Genomic DNA, 16,914 nt, shown 5'->3' with positions numbered 1-16,914 from the left:
GGCGAACGACATAATAAATTGACGCGCCGCAACATGACGGCAGAATGTATCATGTAGTATTGATGGCGTTCTAGTGCTATTGCTTTAGACTGTTGCATTTATGTAGATTCGATGGCGTACCCCCCACACACAATACAGGGAGCATTGCATGAGTGTTGAAAAGCGGGTCATCAAAAAATACCCGAACCGTCGCCTGTATGACACGGCCACCAGTTCCTACATCACCCTGGGGGATGTCAAACAACTGGTGCTCGACCAGGTCGACCTTCAAGTCGTTGACGCCAAGACGCAGGAAGATATCACCCGTAGCGTGCTGTTGCAGATCATCCTGGAAGAAGAAAACGGCGGCGCGCCGATGTTCAGCTACGAAGTGCTGACCCAGTTCATCCGGTTCTACGGCCAAGCCATGCAGGGCATGATGGGCCCTTTCCTGGAAAAGAATTTGCAGATGTTCGAGCAGTTGCAGCAAAAGATTCGCGAGCAAGCGCGTGCGCTGTACGGCGACAATGCCATGTTCAATACCAATCTCTGGAGCGAATTCATGAAGTTCCAGGGGCCGGCGATGCAGAACATGATGTCGAACTACCTGGAACAAAGCACAGGTATGTATCTGGAGATGCAAAATCGCATGCAGGAACAGGCCAAGCAGATGTTCTCCGGCTTCGGCTTCCCGCCTTACGACGACAAAGACAAACCCTGAAACCCGCTCGGGTTTGCAACGGCTTTGCCCCCTTGCGGCGGCAAAGCCGTTTTGTTTTTAGCTCCCCCCATTTCCGCTTGCCTCGCGCCGCTACCCGGATTGTTGATATGTAGAACATATATAAATAGAATGCCGGTTAATGCCTTACTTATATTTAACAAATAGTTTAAATAGTCGATGATGTCTATTCTGTTCCAGCCGGTCACCCACATCATGAGCACGGAGATCCTACGCGGGTCGCCGGACATGCTTGTGCGCGAAGCCGCGCAACGAATGTCCGAACGGCGCTGCAGCTCCATCCTCGTGGTGGACGAATCGGATCGTGCGCTTGGCATCTGGACGGAAACCGACGCCGTTCGTCCCGAGATCTTCGAAGCGGGGGCGGCCCCGCTGCGTTTGGCAGATGTGATGACCTCGCCGGTGGCGACCCTGCCGCCGGAAACCACCGTTCAGGATGCCGTAGTGATGTTTCACGACAAGCGGATTCGTCATGCGTTGGTTGCGGCGGATCATCTGCCGTTGGGCATACTATCGATGACCGATATCATCCGGCACCAGGGCAGCGACTCCTTCCTGGGTTTGCGCCGGCTCGATACCGTATCGATGCCCAGTCCGTGCATTTTGGACGGCACGGTCGACATCAACGATGCCGTGGTGCAGATGCGCACCCAGGGGCGCGATGCGGTGGTGGTGCGCCTGTCGGCGGCGACCTATGGCATTCTGACCCAGCGCGACGTGGTGCGGCTGATGGCGCAAGGCCAGCTCGCCGGCCCGCTGTCCACAGTGTGTTCGCGTTCGCTCAAGGCGGTCTGCGGTCGCACGACCCTGGCCGATGCCCGTAACCTGCTGCTGGCGCACCAGATCCGTCATCTGGGGGTGCTGGACGGCGATGGCGAACTGGTGGGGCTCGTCGGGTTCTCCGATATCCTGCATAGCATCGAGCAGGCCTTCCTGCTGGAACTGCATCAGATGCTGTTCGAACGCGACCGGGCATTGTCGGAGTCGCAACATAGCTTGATGTTGGCCGAAACGGTTTTCGAGTCGACCATGGAAGGCATTCTGATTACCAATGGCGATGGCGTCATCGAGTCGGTCAATCCCGCCTTCACCCGCATCACCGGCTACCACCCCGACGAAGTCGTCGGCAAGGTGCCCGGTGTGCTGTCTTCCGGCAAACAGGCGCCGGAATTCCGCTCGCATTTCTGGCGTTGCCTGCGTCACGACGGCCGTTGGCAGGGCGAAATCATCAACCGTCACAAGGACGGCAGCCTGTATACCGCGCATTTGAGCGTGACCGCCGTCGTCGGCGAGGGCGACATCCACCGTCATTACGTCGGCGTCTTCTCGGACATTACCCAGAGCAAACAGACCGAGGCGCGGCTGAAGTTTCTCGCCAGCCACGATGCCCTGACCGGCCTGGCAAACCGCATGTTGTTTACCGAGTGCCTGCAAGAGTCGCTCGAATGCGCGGCGGCAGGCGATCTGCGGCTGGCATTGATGTATATCGATCTCGACCGCTTCAAGCTGCTGAACGATACCCTGGGACTCAAAGCAGGCGACGAGCTGCTGACGCGGGTGGCCGACACTTTGCAGGATCTGATGCCGGAAGGCAGCTTGATCGGACGGCTGGCCAGCGACGAATTCGTGGTATTGATCCCTGAAGTGGAAAGCGTGCAGCAAGTGGCTTGCCATGCCCAGGCGTTGCTGTCCGCTTTGTCCGGCGACACGGTCGTCGCCGGTCATGAGGTGTTCGTCTCCGCCAGCATCGGCATCAGCTTGTATCCGGACGATGGCCGTTCGGCGCAACATTTGCTGGGCAACGCCGACGCGGCCATGATCCGCGCCAAGGAGTGCGGCAAGAACACCTTCCAGTTCTACGCCGGCGATATGAATGCCCATGCGTTGGAACGCCTGAGCCTGGAGTCGGCCCTGCGGCGCGGCCTGGCGCAAAACGAACTGGAGCTGTGGTATCAACCCAAGGTGGATCTGGCCAGTGGCGAGCTGTGCGGCGCCGAAGCGCTGATCCGCTGGCGTCACCCGCAGCGCGGGCTGGTCCCGCCGGACGAGTTCATCCCCATCGCCGAAGACAGCTCGCTGATCATCGCGATCGGCGAATGGGTGCTGCACACAGCCTGCCGGCAACTACGCCGCTGGCGCGACGCCGACCTGCGGGCGGGGCGCATCGCCGTCAATGTCTCCGGGCGACAGTTCAAATACGGGGGTATCGTCGAAACCGTCCGCCAGACTTTGCAGACCCATGGACTACCCAGCGAATGCCTGGAATTGGAAGTCACCGAAAGCGTGGCGATGGACGAGGGCGAGGCCATGACCGGTGTGCTGCGCCAGTTGCAGCAACTGGGCGTGTATCTGTCGATCGACGATTTCGGCACCGGTTATTCTTCCCTGTCCTACCTCAAGCGCCTACCGGTGCATGGCCTGAAAATCGATCGTTCCTTCATCATGGATCTGCACAAGGACAGCGACGACGTGGCGATTACCCGCGCCATCATCTCGATTGCCCACAGCCTGGGTCTGGATTTGGTGGCCGAAGGCGTCGAGCGCCCCGAGCAGCGCGACTTCCTGGTGGCTCACGGTTGTCAGTCCGGCCAGGGGTATTTCTATAGCCGTCCCATGCCGGCGGAGGCGTTCGAGCAGTTGCTGCGCCACCGGCGTCTCGCACTCAGCTAATAAACCGCAAAAATCAAAACGCCGTTGTTTCGCGAGAAACAACGGCGTTTCGTGTAGCCGTGCGTTCGCGAAGCAACGCACGGCGTTTGAGCGCATGTTCAGACGGCGATCTTCTCCAGCCCGCCCATGTACGGACGCAGCGCCGCCGGCACGGTGACGCTGCCATCGGCGTTCTGATAGTTTTCCAGCACCGCCACCAGGGTGCGGCCGACAGCCAGGCCGGAGCCGTTGAGGGTGTGCACGTACTGGTTCTTGCCGTTCTCGTCCTTAAAGCGAGCCATCATGCGGCGCGCTTGGAAGTCGCCACAGTTGGAGCAACTGGAGATTTCGCGGTAGGTATTTTGCGCCGGCAGCCACACTTCCAGGTCGAAGGTCTTGGCTGCGCCGAACCCCATATCGCCGGTGCACAGCGTGATTACGCGATAGGGCAGTCCCAGTTTTTTCAGAATAGCTTCGGCATGGCCGACCATCTCGTCCAACGCCGCCATCGAATGCTCGGGATGGGCGACTTGCACCATCTCGACCTTGTCGAATTGGTGCTGGCGGATCATGCCGCGCGTGTCGCGGCCATAGGAGCCGGCCTCGGAGCGGAAGCAGGGCGAGTGCGCCGTCATCTTCAGCGGCAGCTCGTCGAGCTTGAGAATGCTTTCGCGCACGGTGTTGGTCAGCGTGATCTCAGAGGTGGAGATCAGGTACTGATCCGGACCGTTTTCGTCGCCGCCCTTGGTCACCTTGAACATATCCTCGGCGAACTTGGGCAACTGGCCGGTGCCGTACAGCACTTCGGCGTTGACGATGTACGGGGTGTAGCACTCGCGGTAGCCGTGCGCCTGGGTGTGGGTGTCGAGCATGAACTGCGCCAGCGCGCGGTGCAGCCGGGCGATGCCGCCCTTGAGTACGGTGAAGCGCGCACCCGACAGCTTGGCGCCGGTTTCGAAGTCCAGGCCCAGCGGGGCGCCGACGTCGACATGGTCCTTGACCTCGAAATCGAAGCTACGCGGCACGCCGACCTTGCGCACTTCGACATTGTCGTGCTCGTCGCGGCCCACCGGCACCGATTCGTGCGGCAGGTTGGGGATGCTCATCAGCCACATATCCAGCTTGCCTTGCACCGCCTCGAACGCCTGCTCGGCGGCCTTGAGTTCGTCGCCAAGCGTCGCCACTTGCGCCAGGATGGCACTGGCGTCCTCGCCCTTGCGCTTGGCTTCGCCGATCTGCTTGGAGCTGGCGTTGCGTTGTGCCTGCAGTTCCTGCATGCGGGTCTGCAGGGATTTGCGTTCGGATTCCAGTTGCGAGAACAGCGCGGTGTCGAGCGTGTAGCCACGGCCGGCGAGACGCGCGGCCACTTGTTGCAAATCGGTGCGAAGAAGTTGGATATCTAGCATTTCTAGTCCTGTGATTTCTTGGCGTCCTGGTCCAGTTTTCGGAGATACGCCAGTTTTTCCTGAATTTTTGCTTCCAGCCCGCGATCGACCGGGTTATACCAGTGCTGGTCTTCCAGCCCGTCGGGCAAATAGGTTTCGCCCGCCGCGTAGGCATTGGGTTCGTCGTGGGCGTAACGGTATTCCTTGCCGTAGCCGAGTTCTTTCATCAGCCGGGTGGGGGCGTTGCGCAAATGCACCGGAACCGGCCGCGAGCCGTCCTGGCGAATATGGGCACGAACCGCATTATACGCCATGTAGCCCGCATTGCTCTTGGCCGCCACAGCAAGATAGATGGCCGCCTGCGCCAGCGCCAGTTCGCCCTCGGGGCTGCCGAGCCGTTCGAAGGTGTCGGCGGCATCCAGCGCCACGCGTGCGGCGCGCGGGTCGGCCAGGCCGATATCCTCCCAGGCCATGCGCACCAGGCGGCGCGCCAGGTAGCGCGGATCGGCGCCGCCGTCGAGCATGCGCGTCAGCCAGTATAAGGCGCCATCCGGGTTCGAGCCGCGCACCGACTTGTGCAGGGCCGATATTTGGTCGTAAAAGGCGTCGCCGCCCTTGTCGAAGCGGCGCGCATTGAGCGACAACACCTCGCCGAGGAAGGCCGCGTCGATGGTATCGGCCTTGCGAGCCCGCGCCGCGGTGCGGGCCTGCTCGATCAAATTGAGAAAGCGTCGGCCGTCGCCGTCGGCATAACCGACCAGGGTTTCGAGCGCCGACTCGTCGACGGTCAAGCCATCGAGTTCCCCCAACTGACGCACGCGCTCGAACAACGCGCGCAGCTCTTCGGCGGATAGCGGCGTCAGCACGTAAACCTGGGCGCGCGACAATAGCGCCGAGTTCACCTCGAACGACGGGTTTTCCGTGGTGGCGCCGATGAAGGTCAGCAGGCCCGATTCGACGAACGGCAGAAACGCGTCCTGCTGGCTTTTGTTGAAGCGATGCACTTCGTCGACGAACAGGATGGTGCGGCGGCCGTATTGCGCCAGCACCTGATGCGCGCGCTCGACCGCCTCGCGAATCTCCTTGACCCCGGCGAGCACCGCCGACACCGGAATGAATTCGGCCTCGAAACTCTTGGCCAGAATGCGCGCCAGCGTGGTCTTGCCGACGCCGGGCGGGCCCCACAGGATCATCGAGTGCGGCGTGGCGCTGTCTATCGCCACCCTGAGCGGCTTGCCCGGCCCGATCAGATGCTGCTGGCCGATGACGGCGTCCAGATTGTCCGGACGCAGCGCTTCGGCAAGCGGTTTGGCGGGTTCGGCGGCAAAGAGGTCGGCCATGGGCTTACTGATCGCTGATCACATCCACGCCCTTGGGCGGGGTGAAGTGAAACAGGCTGGCCGGCAGATCCGGGTTCTTCTTCAGATTGCTGAAGCTGATGCGCGTCAGATTGCCGAAGGTGTCCGACAACTCCATCACCTGCAGCACGTTGTTGCTGAAGCCCATACGGATCGCCTTGAAGGTGTTCTCATCCTTCTTCGGCGTGGCGGTCAGCCACGCCAGGCCCTTGTCGTTGCCGGCTTCCCGCAGCGTGTAGTCGCGCTCGATGGCATTGCTGCCGGCCAGCAGCGCGGCCGGGCTGGAGCCCAGCGCGGCGTTGAGCGGACGGGTGGTGACCTGCGACAACTCTTTGTCGTAGATCCACAAGCGCTTGCCGTCGCCATCGATCAGTTGATCGTAGGGTTTGTTGTACACCCAAAGGAATTTGCCCGGCCGCGCGATCGACAGCGTACCGCTGGCTTCGTTGCGCTTACCCTTGCTGGTGATCACCTGCTGGAAATCGGCGGTCAGGGTCGAGGAACCGGCGATGAACGCCTTGAGCTGCGGAATCGCCGCGGCCTGCAGTGTGCCGGCCAGAGCCAGCAGCACGGCGGCGAGGAAAAGTTTTTTCATGAGACTCAGCTGAAACGATTGGTGATCGGATAACGCCAGTCCTTGCCGAACCCGCGATGCGTGACGCGCGGCCCGACCGGTGCCTGACGGCGTTTGTATTCGTTGATCTTGAGGAGCCGCACCACGCGCTCGACATCGGCGCGGGCGTAACCCTCGGCGACGATTTCCTCGGCAGAGCGGTTGTCTTCCATATAGCGCACCATGATCGCGTCCAGCACCTCGTAGGGCGGCAGGCTGTCTTGGTCGATCTGATCCGGCCGTAGTTCCGCCGAGGGCGGGCGGGTGATGATACGCTCGGGAATCACCTCGCCATCGCGGTTGCGCCAGGTCGACAATTGATACACCAAGGTCTTGGCCACGTCTTTGAGCACCGCGAAGCCGCCGGCCATGTCGCCGTACAGCGTGCAATAGCCGGTGGTCATTTCCGATTTGTTGCCGGTGGTCAGCACCAGCTTGCCGGTCTTGTTCGACAACGCCATCAGCAGCGTGCCGCGAATGCGCGCCTGCAGGTTCTCTTCGGTGGTGTCCTCCGCCAGTCCGGCGAAAGCGGGCGCCAGTCCATTCATGAAGGACTGGTACATCGGCCAAATTTCGATCTCGTCGTATTGCACGCCCAGCAGCTGCACCATCTGGCGCGAGTCGCTGACGCTGATATCGGCGGTATAGCGCGACGGCATCATCACGGCGTGCACCTTGTCCGCGCCGAGCGCGTCGCAGGCGATCGCCATGGTCAACGCCGAATCGATGCCGCCCGACAAACCGAGCAGCACGCCCGGGAAACGGTTTTTGCCGATATAGTCGCGCACGCCGAGCACCAGCGCCTGGTAGACGCTTTCCAGCGCATCCGGCTGCGGCGCCATCGCGCCGGGGCGGATGTCGCCCTCGACCATGTCCACCAGCAGCAGATCGTCGACGTAGGCCGGCGATTGCGCCACCACCCGGCCGTGCTTGTCGACGGCGAACGAGGCGCCGTCGAACACCAATTCGTCCTGGCCGCCCACCATGTTGACGTAGGCGATGGCCAAACCGGTTTCCTCGCTGCGATAGCGCGCCACATCGTGACGCACCGCGAGCTTGTTGCGATGGAACGGCGAGGCGTTGAGCACCACCAGCACCTCGGCGCCGGCATCCGCGGCTTCGGCGGCCGGTTCGACCTGCCACACGTCCTCGCAGATCAGCACGCCGACCTTGACGCCGTTTTGTTCGAACACCAACGGCGCCGCGCCCGGGGTGAAGTAGCGGCATTCGTCGAAGACTTCGTCGTTGGGCAACTGCATCTTGCAATAGGTACCCAGGCGGTTGCCGTCGCGCAACACCGTGGCGGCGTTGAAGCGCTCGTTACCCTGCTTGAACGGATGGCCGACCACCAGCGTGATACCGTCCAGATCCATCAGGCGGCCAAGCCCCTTGGCACACTCGCGATAGAAATGATCGCGCAGCAGCAGGTCTTCCGGCGGGTAGCCGGTCAGCGCCAATTCGGGCGTCACCAGCATATCGGCGCCTTGGGCGATGGCCTGTTGCGCCAGGGCGAGAATCTTGTCGGTGTTGCCGGCGATATCGCCGACAATCGGATTGAACTGAGCGAGTGCAATACGCATTGTCATCGTTGAGATCATATGTTGATGCATTGATTCTACCCGAAGATGTCGCCGAGGTCTTGACCCCGCCCGAGCCGCTTTGTTTTGCCGCGCGAGGGTAAACTTTCGGCTAAACGCTTGCCAAACCGGCCCCGTCCTTTTATACTGCGCAGCCTCTGACGGCGAAACGCCGTTGGTGCCGGAAATCCGGAGAGATGGATGAGTGGTTTAAGTCGCACGCCTGGAAAGCGTGTTCAGGGTAATACCCTGACGGGGGTTCGAATCCCCCTCTCTCCGCCAGACACAAAAAATCCCGATTTCTTAACCAAATCATACGGTGGCGAGATCGGGATTTTTGCTTTTCTCCCTTGCTTTGCTCCCCCTCCAAATATTGCGACTCTTCGGACTCGAATAAAGTCACAGCAACGATAGAGCGTGGCCACAGAGCAGTAACTTGCTGGCTCTTGACTGTTCCCCAGTTGGTATACCACCGATTAGGTGGCAATCCGGCTTCCGATGATGATAGACGAGTGTTTTGCAACCGTAGGAGCCCCGTTACGTAGCAAGTCCGCGGCAAGACGATCTTTGCCGGGGAAGAACGTGGCGTAGATTTCGCCTTCGGCAACCATATCTTCGATGTTCATCACAAAGAAATTGACTTTGACCTCGTCGGCCATGACATGGTCGATGCTTTCTACGATAGCCTTGATGACTATGGCGTGGTGGTCTTCGCCGGCTTGCGGCGGGTGGGCAGTCGCTATGCAAGATAACGGCTTCGATCTTGAGTTCTTCGTGGTAACGCTTGGAACCCATGACGCCTCTTTGGTGCTTCAGTTTAAGGAAGCATCTACTGCCCTCGGAGCTATTCAATATCATTTCATATGCTCAATAAGATATCTAGAACCGAAAAGTGACAGGTGATGTCTGTCATGGTAAAGCAATTTACCGCCCATAATCGCATAACAGTAATTTTTATCACATAAAAGATCCCTTGGATTTAAAACTTTTACCTCGGGGTACTGTGCCAGTAGCTTAGTTATAAGTTGATCCGCCTGAGCTTCGCGAGCCTCGTAGTTTCGCCTGTCCATTGCGCAGGGCTCTCGCACCTTCCAAAATGTTTCGACAGGTCGAAAATGAATGCATTCGGATGGGAAAAAATCTAGATCTGGTATATCTCTTATAAATACAACATTCTTGCCACTATCTAGTAGCCGCTTTATTAGATGAAAGCCGTCATGTTCGAAATTAGAAGCATAATTTTCACTCCAGTGATTTAATATTCCGCCTCCAATCACGTCTTTGATAAAACCGCCAACCAGCAAATGATGCCAAAATCCTGCCAAGTACACGGTATGTATGGATGAGGACGTTGTAAGAAAATTATAAGTCTCACTTACGGCCTGGGCACATTCTGGGCTTCTTGTTCCTGTAAAAGGCAAGCATCCCTGGTAATCGATATTCATCACGTTCTGATTACTATATTTTTCAGCAAGGGCGCTGTAGAAGTGTGCACTATGTGAGTCACCGATAATCACAATATTAGGGGCAGAATTTTCTTTGCTAACTAGACAACGGTGATATTTGGAAAATTGAGGAAATTTCTCATCACAATCTCTATCATGAGTAACTCCGCCAAAGGGGCTGGTTCCCTGCCAAGGGTTGATTGGATCGAATTTTCCTAGAACGCTCCCAGATTTTTGATTGATATATAGTCCAGTTAACCCCAGTATCGCCATGGATAAAATGAGGATCCCGGAGTTCTTCCGCAGCGATCCATGAAACCGGCATGGAATCTCTATTAGTCTATATGTCAATATGGACAGGGTTAATGCGACGAGCATGACAACAAATCTTACTTCTGCAGGTACACGATCTCCCGACATAATAACCATAAAGGACAGTAGTGGCCAGTGCCACAAGTAGAGAGGGTAGCTTACTTTCCCAAGCAGAACCGGAAGACGGGAGGCAAAGATTTTTCTACCAAGGAAAGTGGATTGGGAACTACCAATTAGTAATGCGGTGCCAAGCGTTGGAAGAAGAGCGATTTTCCCTGGGAATGCGTCTGAATCTGAAAAAAATATTGCAGAAAACAAGATAAGAGCAAGTCCGATTAATCCTAGTGCTTCATTAGCTGGTCTCGTTAAGTGTATCGATTTAAAATTTAAAAGTGCATCTTTTGTTAGGTGATCACGACTCATCTGTGCCCAGGACAAAATACTACCAATGCCAAGCTCCCAAAATCTGGTGAATGGCATGTAAAAATCACTTGAAGGATTTGTTTTTATATTGTGAACATTCAAAAAATAGGATCCGCCAACTAGGATGGCAAGAAACAAGATGCCAAACCGGTAACGAAAAATTGTAAAAAGAAAAAATGGCCAAATCAAATAGAACTGTTCTTCAATGGCGAGAGACCATAGATGCAAAAATGGCTTAAGCACAGCTGCAACATCAAAATAACCATGTTCTGATAAGAGAAGGAAATTGCTGAGAAATACAGAGCTCCACGCAACATACTTTCCAAGCGATGAAAATTCATCGAGAGTCAATGCGAACCAACCTCCTATTATGCAGCAAAAAATCACTGTTACCAATGATGGAAATATTCGTCTAATCCGTCGAAAATAGAAATTGAAAAAGGAAAAACTATTGGTGTTAAGGTCAATTATTATTAAGCTTGTTATTAAATATCCAGATATTACAAAAAAAACATCAACCCCAACAAAACCTCCGCTGAGAACGCGCGGGAAATAATGAAATAGAATAACCAAGGAAATTGCTAGTCCTCGACAACCATCCACTTCCGGGCGATATTTTATCGAGCTATTTGTTTTTAAAATTTTTCTCATGGAAAACTCTTTCGATACAGGCGTTAATTATTTCAAAGAGACGATAATTCCTAATGCCCAATCATTACATGCCCAATCTGTTTTTGCGCTACGTTGAAAGCTCAGAGTCGGCGTAAAGTATCCCGTACACGACCGCATCAAGGGCATCGCTTGGTCACCTGAATGTCATTTTATCTGAATCGCCCTGAGTGCAGTAGATGCTTCCTCGCCTTAAACTGAGGTACCAAGGAGATGTCATGAGTACCGTGGGTTACCCCGAAGAATTCAAGATCGAGGCTGTTAAACAAATCTTCGAACGGGGGGCAATGCTTCGGATGGAATGCGATCCGGTCGACCATGCCTTCTTCCATGGTGGCCTCGACAATACGCTTGGGCAGGAGAGTGCCGTTGGGGAGGCTAAGGGAGTGAATGGGACATTGCCCGTTTTTTCGCATGGTCTGCCCGCATACGGCTCTTACCAGAAAAATGAAATTTCTCGCAAAGTTTCCGAGATTATTTTTGCTCTCGGGCTCATCGGTTTCCCCATAGGTACATTTTTGTCTATATACCTATTCTTGCCGGCTACGCAGTGGAAAGACCCTGAAGCGCAAGCTTGAGCACAGTAGGTGCGAGAGTCCTGACTTTTCACCGTGCCCGTGTGTGCTGCCGACAACAACACGACCTTGACTTGGTTTGCGCGATGAAAAGTTCTCATCGACTTATCTACGCTTTAGTCGTCACGCTGGGGTCGGCGACGAAATGGACTCTGTGTCGTATTTGTGCCCATTCGGATGGGCTCTTCGTTGGAATCCGGCGCGAAATTTGATGGGGCTTGATTAAAGCTAAATTAACTGCGGCCAGAGTGCGATGTACTTAGCCGCTCTGGCGGATGGTGATCACCACACTCCGTGGTGTCCGTGTGGTTAATTTTGGTTTTGGAGTTCCTTTTGTCATACGAGCAAGTGGTTTATGCGCTCAAGCAGTTGCAGAACGAGCATTTTTCTATCGCATTCGATATCCCTCCTGACGACCCTTTTTCCGGTGTGGCACAGGAAATTCTCACTCTCGCCGCGTCTTATGCTAAACGCATTGAGCTGTTTGCCAAAATTCATTCATTATCCGCAGAGCTATCCAAGGGAGTTTTGCTGGAGGATGTATTAAGCCGGGCCTATCAGGCGTTCCGGACCGTTATCCCGTACTCCCGGCTGGCGTGCGCGTTGATTTCAGAAGATGGCGCATCCTTGCAACTGGTCTGGGCTCATTCGAGCAATCCCGGAAACATGCGTCTGACCAAGGGTTTTCAGGCGGCCTTGGCCAATAGCAGTTTGCTGCAGATCTTGGCCGACGGCGAACCGAGGATCATCAATGACCTGGCTGTGTATCTGAAAAGGAAGCCTGACTCCACCTCGACGAGACTCATGCTGGCGGAAGGTATTCGCTCCAGCTTGACCTGCCCGCTGGTGGTGGATGGCAAACCGGTGGGGTTTCTGTTTTTCTCCAGCAAAAGGCGCAATACCTATCAGGGTGCGCATCTGGATTCGTTTAAGCGCATTGCGCAACTCATTTCGATTTATATCGACAAGTCCAGGCTGTATCAGGATATTCACGACCAGAATAGAACGCTGCAGTCCACGCAGGAAGATTTACGTCAGAAGTCCATGCATGACACGTTGACCGGTTTATATAACCGCGGTGCGATTTTAGATTTGGTCCAAAATGCCATTCATCAAGCGGCGCTCGATGAGACGCGCGTAGGCATTATGATGATCGATGTGGATTACTTCAAACGGGTGAATGATATTTTTGGCCATCTTGCCGGCGATGAGGCGCTGCGGAATGTGGCCCATGCCATCCGATCTGCCGTGCGCGATTACGATAGGGTTGGCCGCTATGGCGGTGAGGAGTTCCTGCTCCTGCTGAGTGCGCCATCCGATGCCGCCGTCGATGCCATCGCCGCCCGCATTCACGAAAAGGTCGGCGAGATTGCGCCACTGCCGGCAACCCGCCCGGTCCACTTGTCGGTCAGTATCGGTATTGCCGTGAAGGCCGCGCGAGACGTGGACATCGATCAACTGATCGAAGCGGCTGACAATGCGCTTTATCGTGCCAAGGAGGCCGGGCGGGGCTGCAGCATACGTCATGACGGTTAGGCGAGCCTGGACTAGCGCGATGGATGTATCTCTTCTTGCCTGCCATGCTCCTGCTAGCCATATGGCTGTCAGGAATTGGCACAAACATCTACGGCAGTCGCAACGTTGCCTGTCGGCCGAACCGCGCTCCCTTGACGTGCTCTGCCTTGGCTCCTAACCTCCGTTACCGTTGCGACTGAAAAGAAGCAACCGAGGTTTGACAGCCTTGCCGTATCTCCGAACGCAGCATGAAAAACAGCGTTTGTTATTTCGTCGATCCGTGCGTCTATGGCGGGCCGGCGGAGGACACCGGCGGGCTTCGGCTCGCCGGTGTGCCGGTTGAGATGCCCGGTCTGTCAACCTTCGCTCGGCCTGCCGCCCTCCAGACGGCAGCTCCTTCATGATGTGAAGTGCAAAGGAGTTCGACCTATGGCATCCCGCCACCACGCCACCTCTGTCGAGCGCGATCTACGCGATATCCAACTCACCTTGAACCGACTGGTGCGGCAGATGGCGCCGTCGTCACGGCGCCGGTTCGATCCGCAAGCAGTGCGTAGTCTGTTGGCCGCCGCCAGTTATAAGCTCGACCATGTGCAACTCGTCTTGCGCGCATAAGCGTCCTTGATGGACGCGGCCTGGTGGGCCCGCCGGGCATCTTGTCTGTTATCTCTCCCGTCTCTGGCACTGTCCAGGTTTAGTCCAAAACGCAGCACGATCTGTTGGCGCGCACGGTATTGCCGCCTTGATGGTCTCGTCAATGCGCTGCGAAAAGCCCCCGACGCCAAGCGCGACGCCGGGGGAGCTCTGATTACGTCGTCTGAGCAAGAGGGCGATACATGTTAGAAGCGGTGGGTGCAGCCGATGCCCAACAGATTGACATGGGTGTGATAGCTGCCGTATAGCGTGCCGGCGGCGCTGTTGCTGGTGTCGCTGATGTTCGCCTGTGCCAATTTTATGTAGCTGTAGGCGACGTCGATGGTGTCGTGCGCATCGACCCGGTAGCTGGTGCCGAGCGCAAAGATGTGGCGTGTACTGTCCGGCAGCAGGGTCAGCGCATTGCTCGGACTGGACACCGGGGTCTGATCGATCATATAGCCGCCGCGCAAGGTCCAATGGTCGTCGAGTTGGTAACTGGTGCCGAGGGCGGCGCTCCAGCTATTGCGCCACGCCGTCGGGTAGTTTATCTGCCGTCCCGGGATCTGCGCGGTGGGCATGTTGATTTCAATGCTTTGCAGCCTGTCATGCCGAACCCAATTGAGCGCGCCCATCACTGCCCAGCGGGGGGTCAACTGGTGGAATGCGCTGAGCGAGGCGCTCTCCGGCGTGGTGATGTCGAGGGCGGCATTGCTGTTGGCCAGTGCGCTTTGGATACCTGCATTGATCGGCGAACCTCCGCCTCCGGGCAAGTTGTCGGGAAGGGTGAAGGTCGCCGTGCCGCGCAGTTTTTGCTTGATGGCCGAGCGATAGGCCAGCCCGATGCGGGTGGCGTCGTCCGGCATGTACAGGTAACCGATGTTAAAGCCGAATCCCCAGTCGTCGCCGGCGATATGGGCTCGGACATCCGGTAGACCCGCATAGGCCGAGGCGGCGGCCGAACAGAAGGCGATGGAGCCGCCGCCGGCCAAACAGACGCCGCCGGCGGTAGACAGCATGTCTTGGTTTTGATCCAGCGTGACGTGCAGGTACTGGGCACTGACGCCGAAGCCGATGCTGTGGTGCTCGTTCAACTGAAAGCCCACGGCGGGGTTGATGTTGAGAGACTTGAAGTCGATACGCTGTCCGTAATAGCGCCCGGCAAAATTGCCGTCGTAGCCGATCTTGGCGCCATAGGGAACGAACAACCCGATGCCGACGGTCATGCGGTCGTCGACCCGGTGCGACCAATAGCCTAGTGGAATGGCGGCTTGCTTGGCATAGTCGCCGCCATTGCCGGCAGGCGACACGGGCTGGCCTGCCCCCGTGGTGGCGCTGCTTTCGCTGAAGCTGGAATGCGGGTCGACGCCGATTATGCCGAATGTCAATTGGGTGCCGTCTAGTTGCGTGAGGGCGGCCGGGTTATAGAAGAGGGTGGAAGGGTCGGCTGCCTCGACTTCGCCGGCATTGGCGCTACCTTGCGCGCGGATGCTTTGGATATCGAATTGGTAGCCGGATGCCAAAGCGGCTTGGCTTAGCGCGCCTATGGCCGCGGCGACGGCCGCGCGATGCGCGTTCGTGCGGTTTCTCATGGTGATCTCCCAATGTTGTGTGGTTCGCTCTTTTATGTGGCGAGTGTCAACAATCTTTCATTTTGTTGATTTATGTCAATATGACATTATTGTTCAATATGAAAAACAGGGAAAAGACGGCGTATCTGACGGGGAAGGCAGCAAACAAGCGGGCGAGAGAGGCGTTGCGCCAGGCGAGATCAGTTGGGTTTAAGCGACAAGGGCGCGCGGCGTAGTGTCGGCAGCGGCTGTGCAAGTGCCGTGGCGATGTGGCCCGGTGCGACCCCTAGCCCTTGCAGGATGATGCGCGCGATGTCGTCGGCGTATTCGGGATAAGGCTTGTCCTGCAGATAAGCGCGCATGGCGATGATCAGGGTTCCTGTGAGCAGGGATAAGGCCGCGCGCTCGTTTGGGAAATGAAACAAGCCGCTTTGTCGCCCGGTTTGCAGGTCGTCCATCACTGGCGCGAAAACCGATTCAAAGGGCAAGGCATCGAGAAATTCCGGGCGGGCGATGAACGCCGCCCAGGTCGGATCGTATTGCGCCCTACCGAGCCACAAACGCACGCCGGTCGCCAATCGCAGCAGTGGGTCGTTCAGTGTGCCGATCTCGTGTTCGATCGATGCGATGAGGTCGGCTCCGAGCCAGACGAGCGTCGCCTGCAGTAATTCTTGTGTGGTGCTGAAATAGTTATAAAAGGTGCCGCGCGCAATGCCGGCTTCGGCAATGAAATCCTCGATGACCGGCGCTTCGCTGCCTTTTTGCGCAAAAATCTTCAGTGCGGCGAGGAGGATTTTCTGGCGTGTGCGTTCACGCCGTTGCTGACCGACCAGCGTTCGGTGATTGATGGGTGCGGCGCGCGGTGTCTCGGGCATGGGTTATGCATGTTGGATTGCTTGAGATTGCAGCCGATGATATCAAGCTTTCCATGTCCGTGACAGACGTAGCGCAACGGGGCGGCACTGTGCGAGGCGGTTGCCGACGGCTATTTCTTATCCGCAGAGGACGCGGTGTCAGTTTGCAGGCTTGTTACCCCGCTCACTTCGTTTGCGGTGCGCGCGGAATTCGCGGCGTAGGTGCTGGATTTCGTCGCGTGATCATTTTGCACTGCGGAGGTGGCGCTTCCCGCCTGGCCCGCAAGTCGCCCGCTAGCGGTGTAGAGATCGCCCGATCCATAGGTATCGGCGCCGTTGCCGAGCGAAACGATGGTGCTGTCGGTGTTGCTGAGCTGCTGTTGGGCATAGGGATCCGACTGAGCATAGGCGACGGCGCTGTTGACCTGGTTTTGCACGCCGTTGCGGATGTTCGATGCGTCTTGCTGCACCGAGGTGGAGGTCGAGGCATCGGTGGCGGGCGAACTGTTGGCTGTGCCGGTGCTGTAGTTATAGCTGGCGATCGAGCCGTAGATTTGCGAGATGTTGTTGAGAGATAACATGTCGTTTACTCCTTACGTCATGATTAAATATATCAC

At 57.1% G+C, this 16,914-nt stretch carries 14 protein-coding genes and 1 tRNA gene; 6 read left to right on the top strand and 9 right to left on the bottom strand.

What is annotated here, in order from left to right:
* The first annotated feature begins 148 nt into the window (after nt 1–148).
* Nucleotides 149–700 (top strand): polyhydroxyalkanoate synthesis repressor PhaR, encoded by a 552-nt coding sequence (gene phaR / locus DFP86_RS12155; RefSeq protein WP_133681582.1) that lies wholly within the window; start codon nt 149–151, stop codon nt 698–700.
* Nucleotides 701–877: 177 nt separating this feature from the next.
* Nucleotides 878–3,388 (top strand): EAL domain-containing protein, encoded by a 2,511-nt coding sequence (locus tag DFP86_RS12150; protein WP_243729383.1) that lies wholly within the window; start codon nt 878–880, stop codon nt 3,386–3,388.
* A gap of 98 nt (nt 3,389–3,486) precedes the next feature.
* On the opposite strand, the gene serS is transcribed toward DFP86_RS12150, so the two are convergent.
* From serS to DFP86_RS12130, 4 genes are read right to left on the bottom strand one after another with little or no spacing between them, the layout of a single operon-like run.
* On the bottom strand, nt 3,487–4,773 hold the full coding sequence (gene serS, locus DFP86_RS12145) for a serine--tRNA ligase (RefSeq protein ID WP_133681580.1): 1,287 nt from the start codon (nt 4,771–4,773) through the stop codon (nt 3,487–3,489).
* 2 nt (nt 4,774–4,775) lie between these two features.
* The gene (locus tag DFP86_RS12140) at nt 4,776–6,092 is read right to left on the bottom strand and encodes a replication-associated recombination protein A (RefSeq protein ID WP_133681578.1); all 1,317 of its coding nucleotides are present in this window, start codon (nt 6,090–6,092) and stop codon (nt 4,776–4,778) included.
* 4 nt (nt 6,093–6,096) lie between these two features.
* Nucleotides 6,097–6,705 carry an outer membrane lipoprotein periplasmic chaperone LolA gene (lolA, locus tag DFP86_RS12135; RefSeq protein WP_133681576.1) on the bottom strand — a complete coding sequence of 203 codons (609 nt, stop codon included), beginning with the start codon at nt 6,703–6,705 and terminating at the stop codon, nt 6,097–6,099.
* Nucleotides 6,706–6,710: 5 nt separating this feature from the next.
* Nucleotides 6,711–8,309, bottom strand: coding sequence for an NAD+ synthase (locus DFP86_RS12130; RefSeq protein WP_243729382.1), 1,599 nt, complete (start codon nt 8,307–8,309; stop codon nt 6,711–6,713).
* Nucleotides 8,310–8,491: 182 nt separating this feature from the next.
* Between DFP86_RS12130 and DFP86_RS12125 the strand changes: the two genes are divergently transcribed.
* A tRNA-Ser gene (locus DFP86_RS12125) sits at nt 8,492–8,582 on the top strand.
* A gap of 194 nt (nt 8,583–8,776) precedes the next feature.
* Here the strand turns inward: DFP86_RS12125 and DFP86_RS12120 are convergent.
* Both DFP86_RS12120 and DFP86_RS12115 read right to left on the bottom strand, forming a co-directional pair.
* Complete coding sequence (locus DFP86_RS12120) at nt 8,777–8,959, bottom strand: hypothetical protein (protein ID WP_133681574.1); 183 nt, start codon at nt 8,957–8,959, stop codon at nt 8,777–8,779.
* 195 nt (nt 8,960–9,154) lie between these two features.
* Nucleotides 9,155–11,131 (bottom strand): acyltransferase family protein, encoded by a 1,977-nt coding sequence (locus DFP86_RS12115; protein ID WP_133681572.1) that lies wholly within the window; start codon nt 11,129–11,131, stop codon nt 9,155–9,157.
* A 236-nt stretch (nt 11,132–11,367) separates the two neighbouring features.
* Here DFP86_RS12115 and DFP86_RS12110 point away from each other — a divergent pair, with 236 nt between their 5' ends.
* The 3 genes from DFP86_RS12110 (at nt 11,368) to DFP86_RS12100 (ending at nt 13,854) form a co-directional block, all read left to right on the top strand.
* Nucleotides 11,368–11,727, top strand: coding sequence for a hypothetical protein (locus DFP86_RS12110; RefSeq protein WP_133681570.1), 360 nt, complete (start codon nt 11,368–11,370; stop codon nt 11,725–11,727).
* Between the two features lie 330 nt (nt 11,728–12,057).
* Entirely contained in the window at nt 12,058–13,260 is a 1,203-nt protein-coding gene (locus DFP86_RS12105) for a sensor domain-containing diguanylate cyclase (protein WP_166642253.1), read from the top strand.
* 408 nt (nt 13,261–13,668) lie between these two features.
* On the top strand, nt 13,669–13,854 hold the full coding sequence (locus DFP86_RS12100) for a hypothetical protein (RefSeq protein WP_133681566.1): 186 nt from the start codon (nt 13,669–13,671) through the stop codon (nt 13,852–13,854).
* A 224-nt stretch (nt 13,855–14,078) separates the two neighbouring features.
* Here DFP86_RS12100 and DFP86_RS12095 read toward each other — a convergent pair whose 3' ends face one another.
* The 3 genes from DFP86_RS12095 to DFP86_RS12085 form a co-directional block, all read right to left on the bottom strand.
* The gene (locus tag DFP86_RS12095; RefSeq protein WP_133681564.1) at nt 14,079–15,464 is read right to left on the bottom strand and encodes an OmpP1/FadL family transporter; all 1,386 of its coding nucleotides are present in this window, start codon (nt 15,462–15,464) and stop codon (nt 14,079–14,081) included.
* Nucleotides 15,465–15,643: 179 nt separating this feature from the next.
* The gene (locus DFP86_RS12090; protein ID WP_133681562.1) at nt 15,644–16,318 is read right to left on the bottom strand and encodes a TetR/AcrR family transcriptional regulator; all 675 of its coding nucleotides are present in this window, start codon (nt 16,316–16,318) and stop codon (nt 15,644–15,646) included.
* A gap of 110 nt (nt 16,319–16,428) precedes the next feature.
* Nucleotides 16,429–16,878 (bottom strand): hypothetical protein, encoded by a 450-nt coding sequence (locus DFP86_RS12085; RefSeq protein ID WP_133681560.1) that lies wholly within the window; start codon nt 16,876–16,878, stop codon nt 16,429–16,431.
* Between the last annotated feature and the right edge of the window lie 36 nt (nt 16,879–16,914).

Origin of the sequence: Paludibacterium purpuratum (assembly GCF_004363805.1) — a bacterium.
GTDB lineage: Bacteria > Pseudomonadota > Gammaproteobacteria > Burkholderiales > Chromobacteriaceae > Paludibacterium > Paludibacterium purpuratum.
The sequence above is the reverse complement of the archived record's forward strand: the minus strand, read 5'-3'. Positions and strand labels throughout refer to the sequence as shown.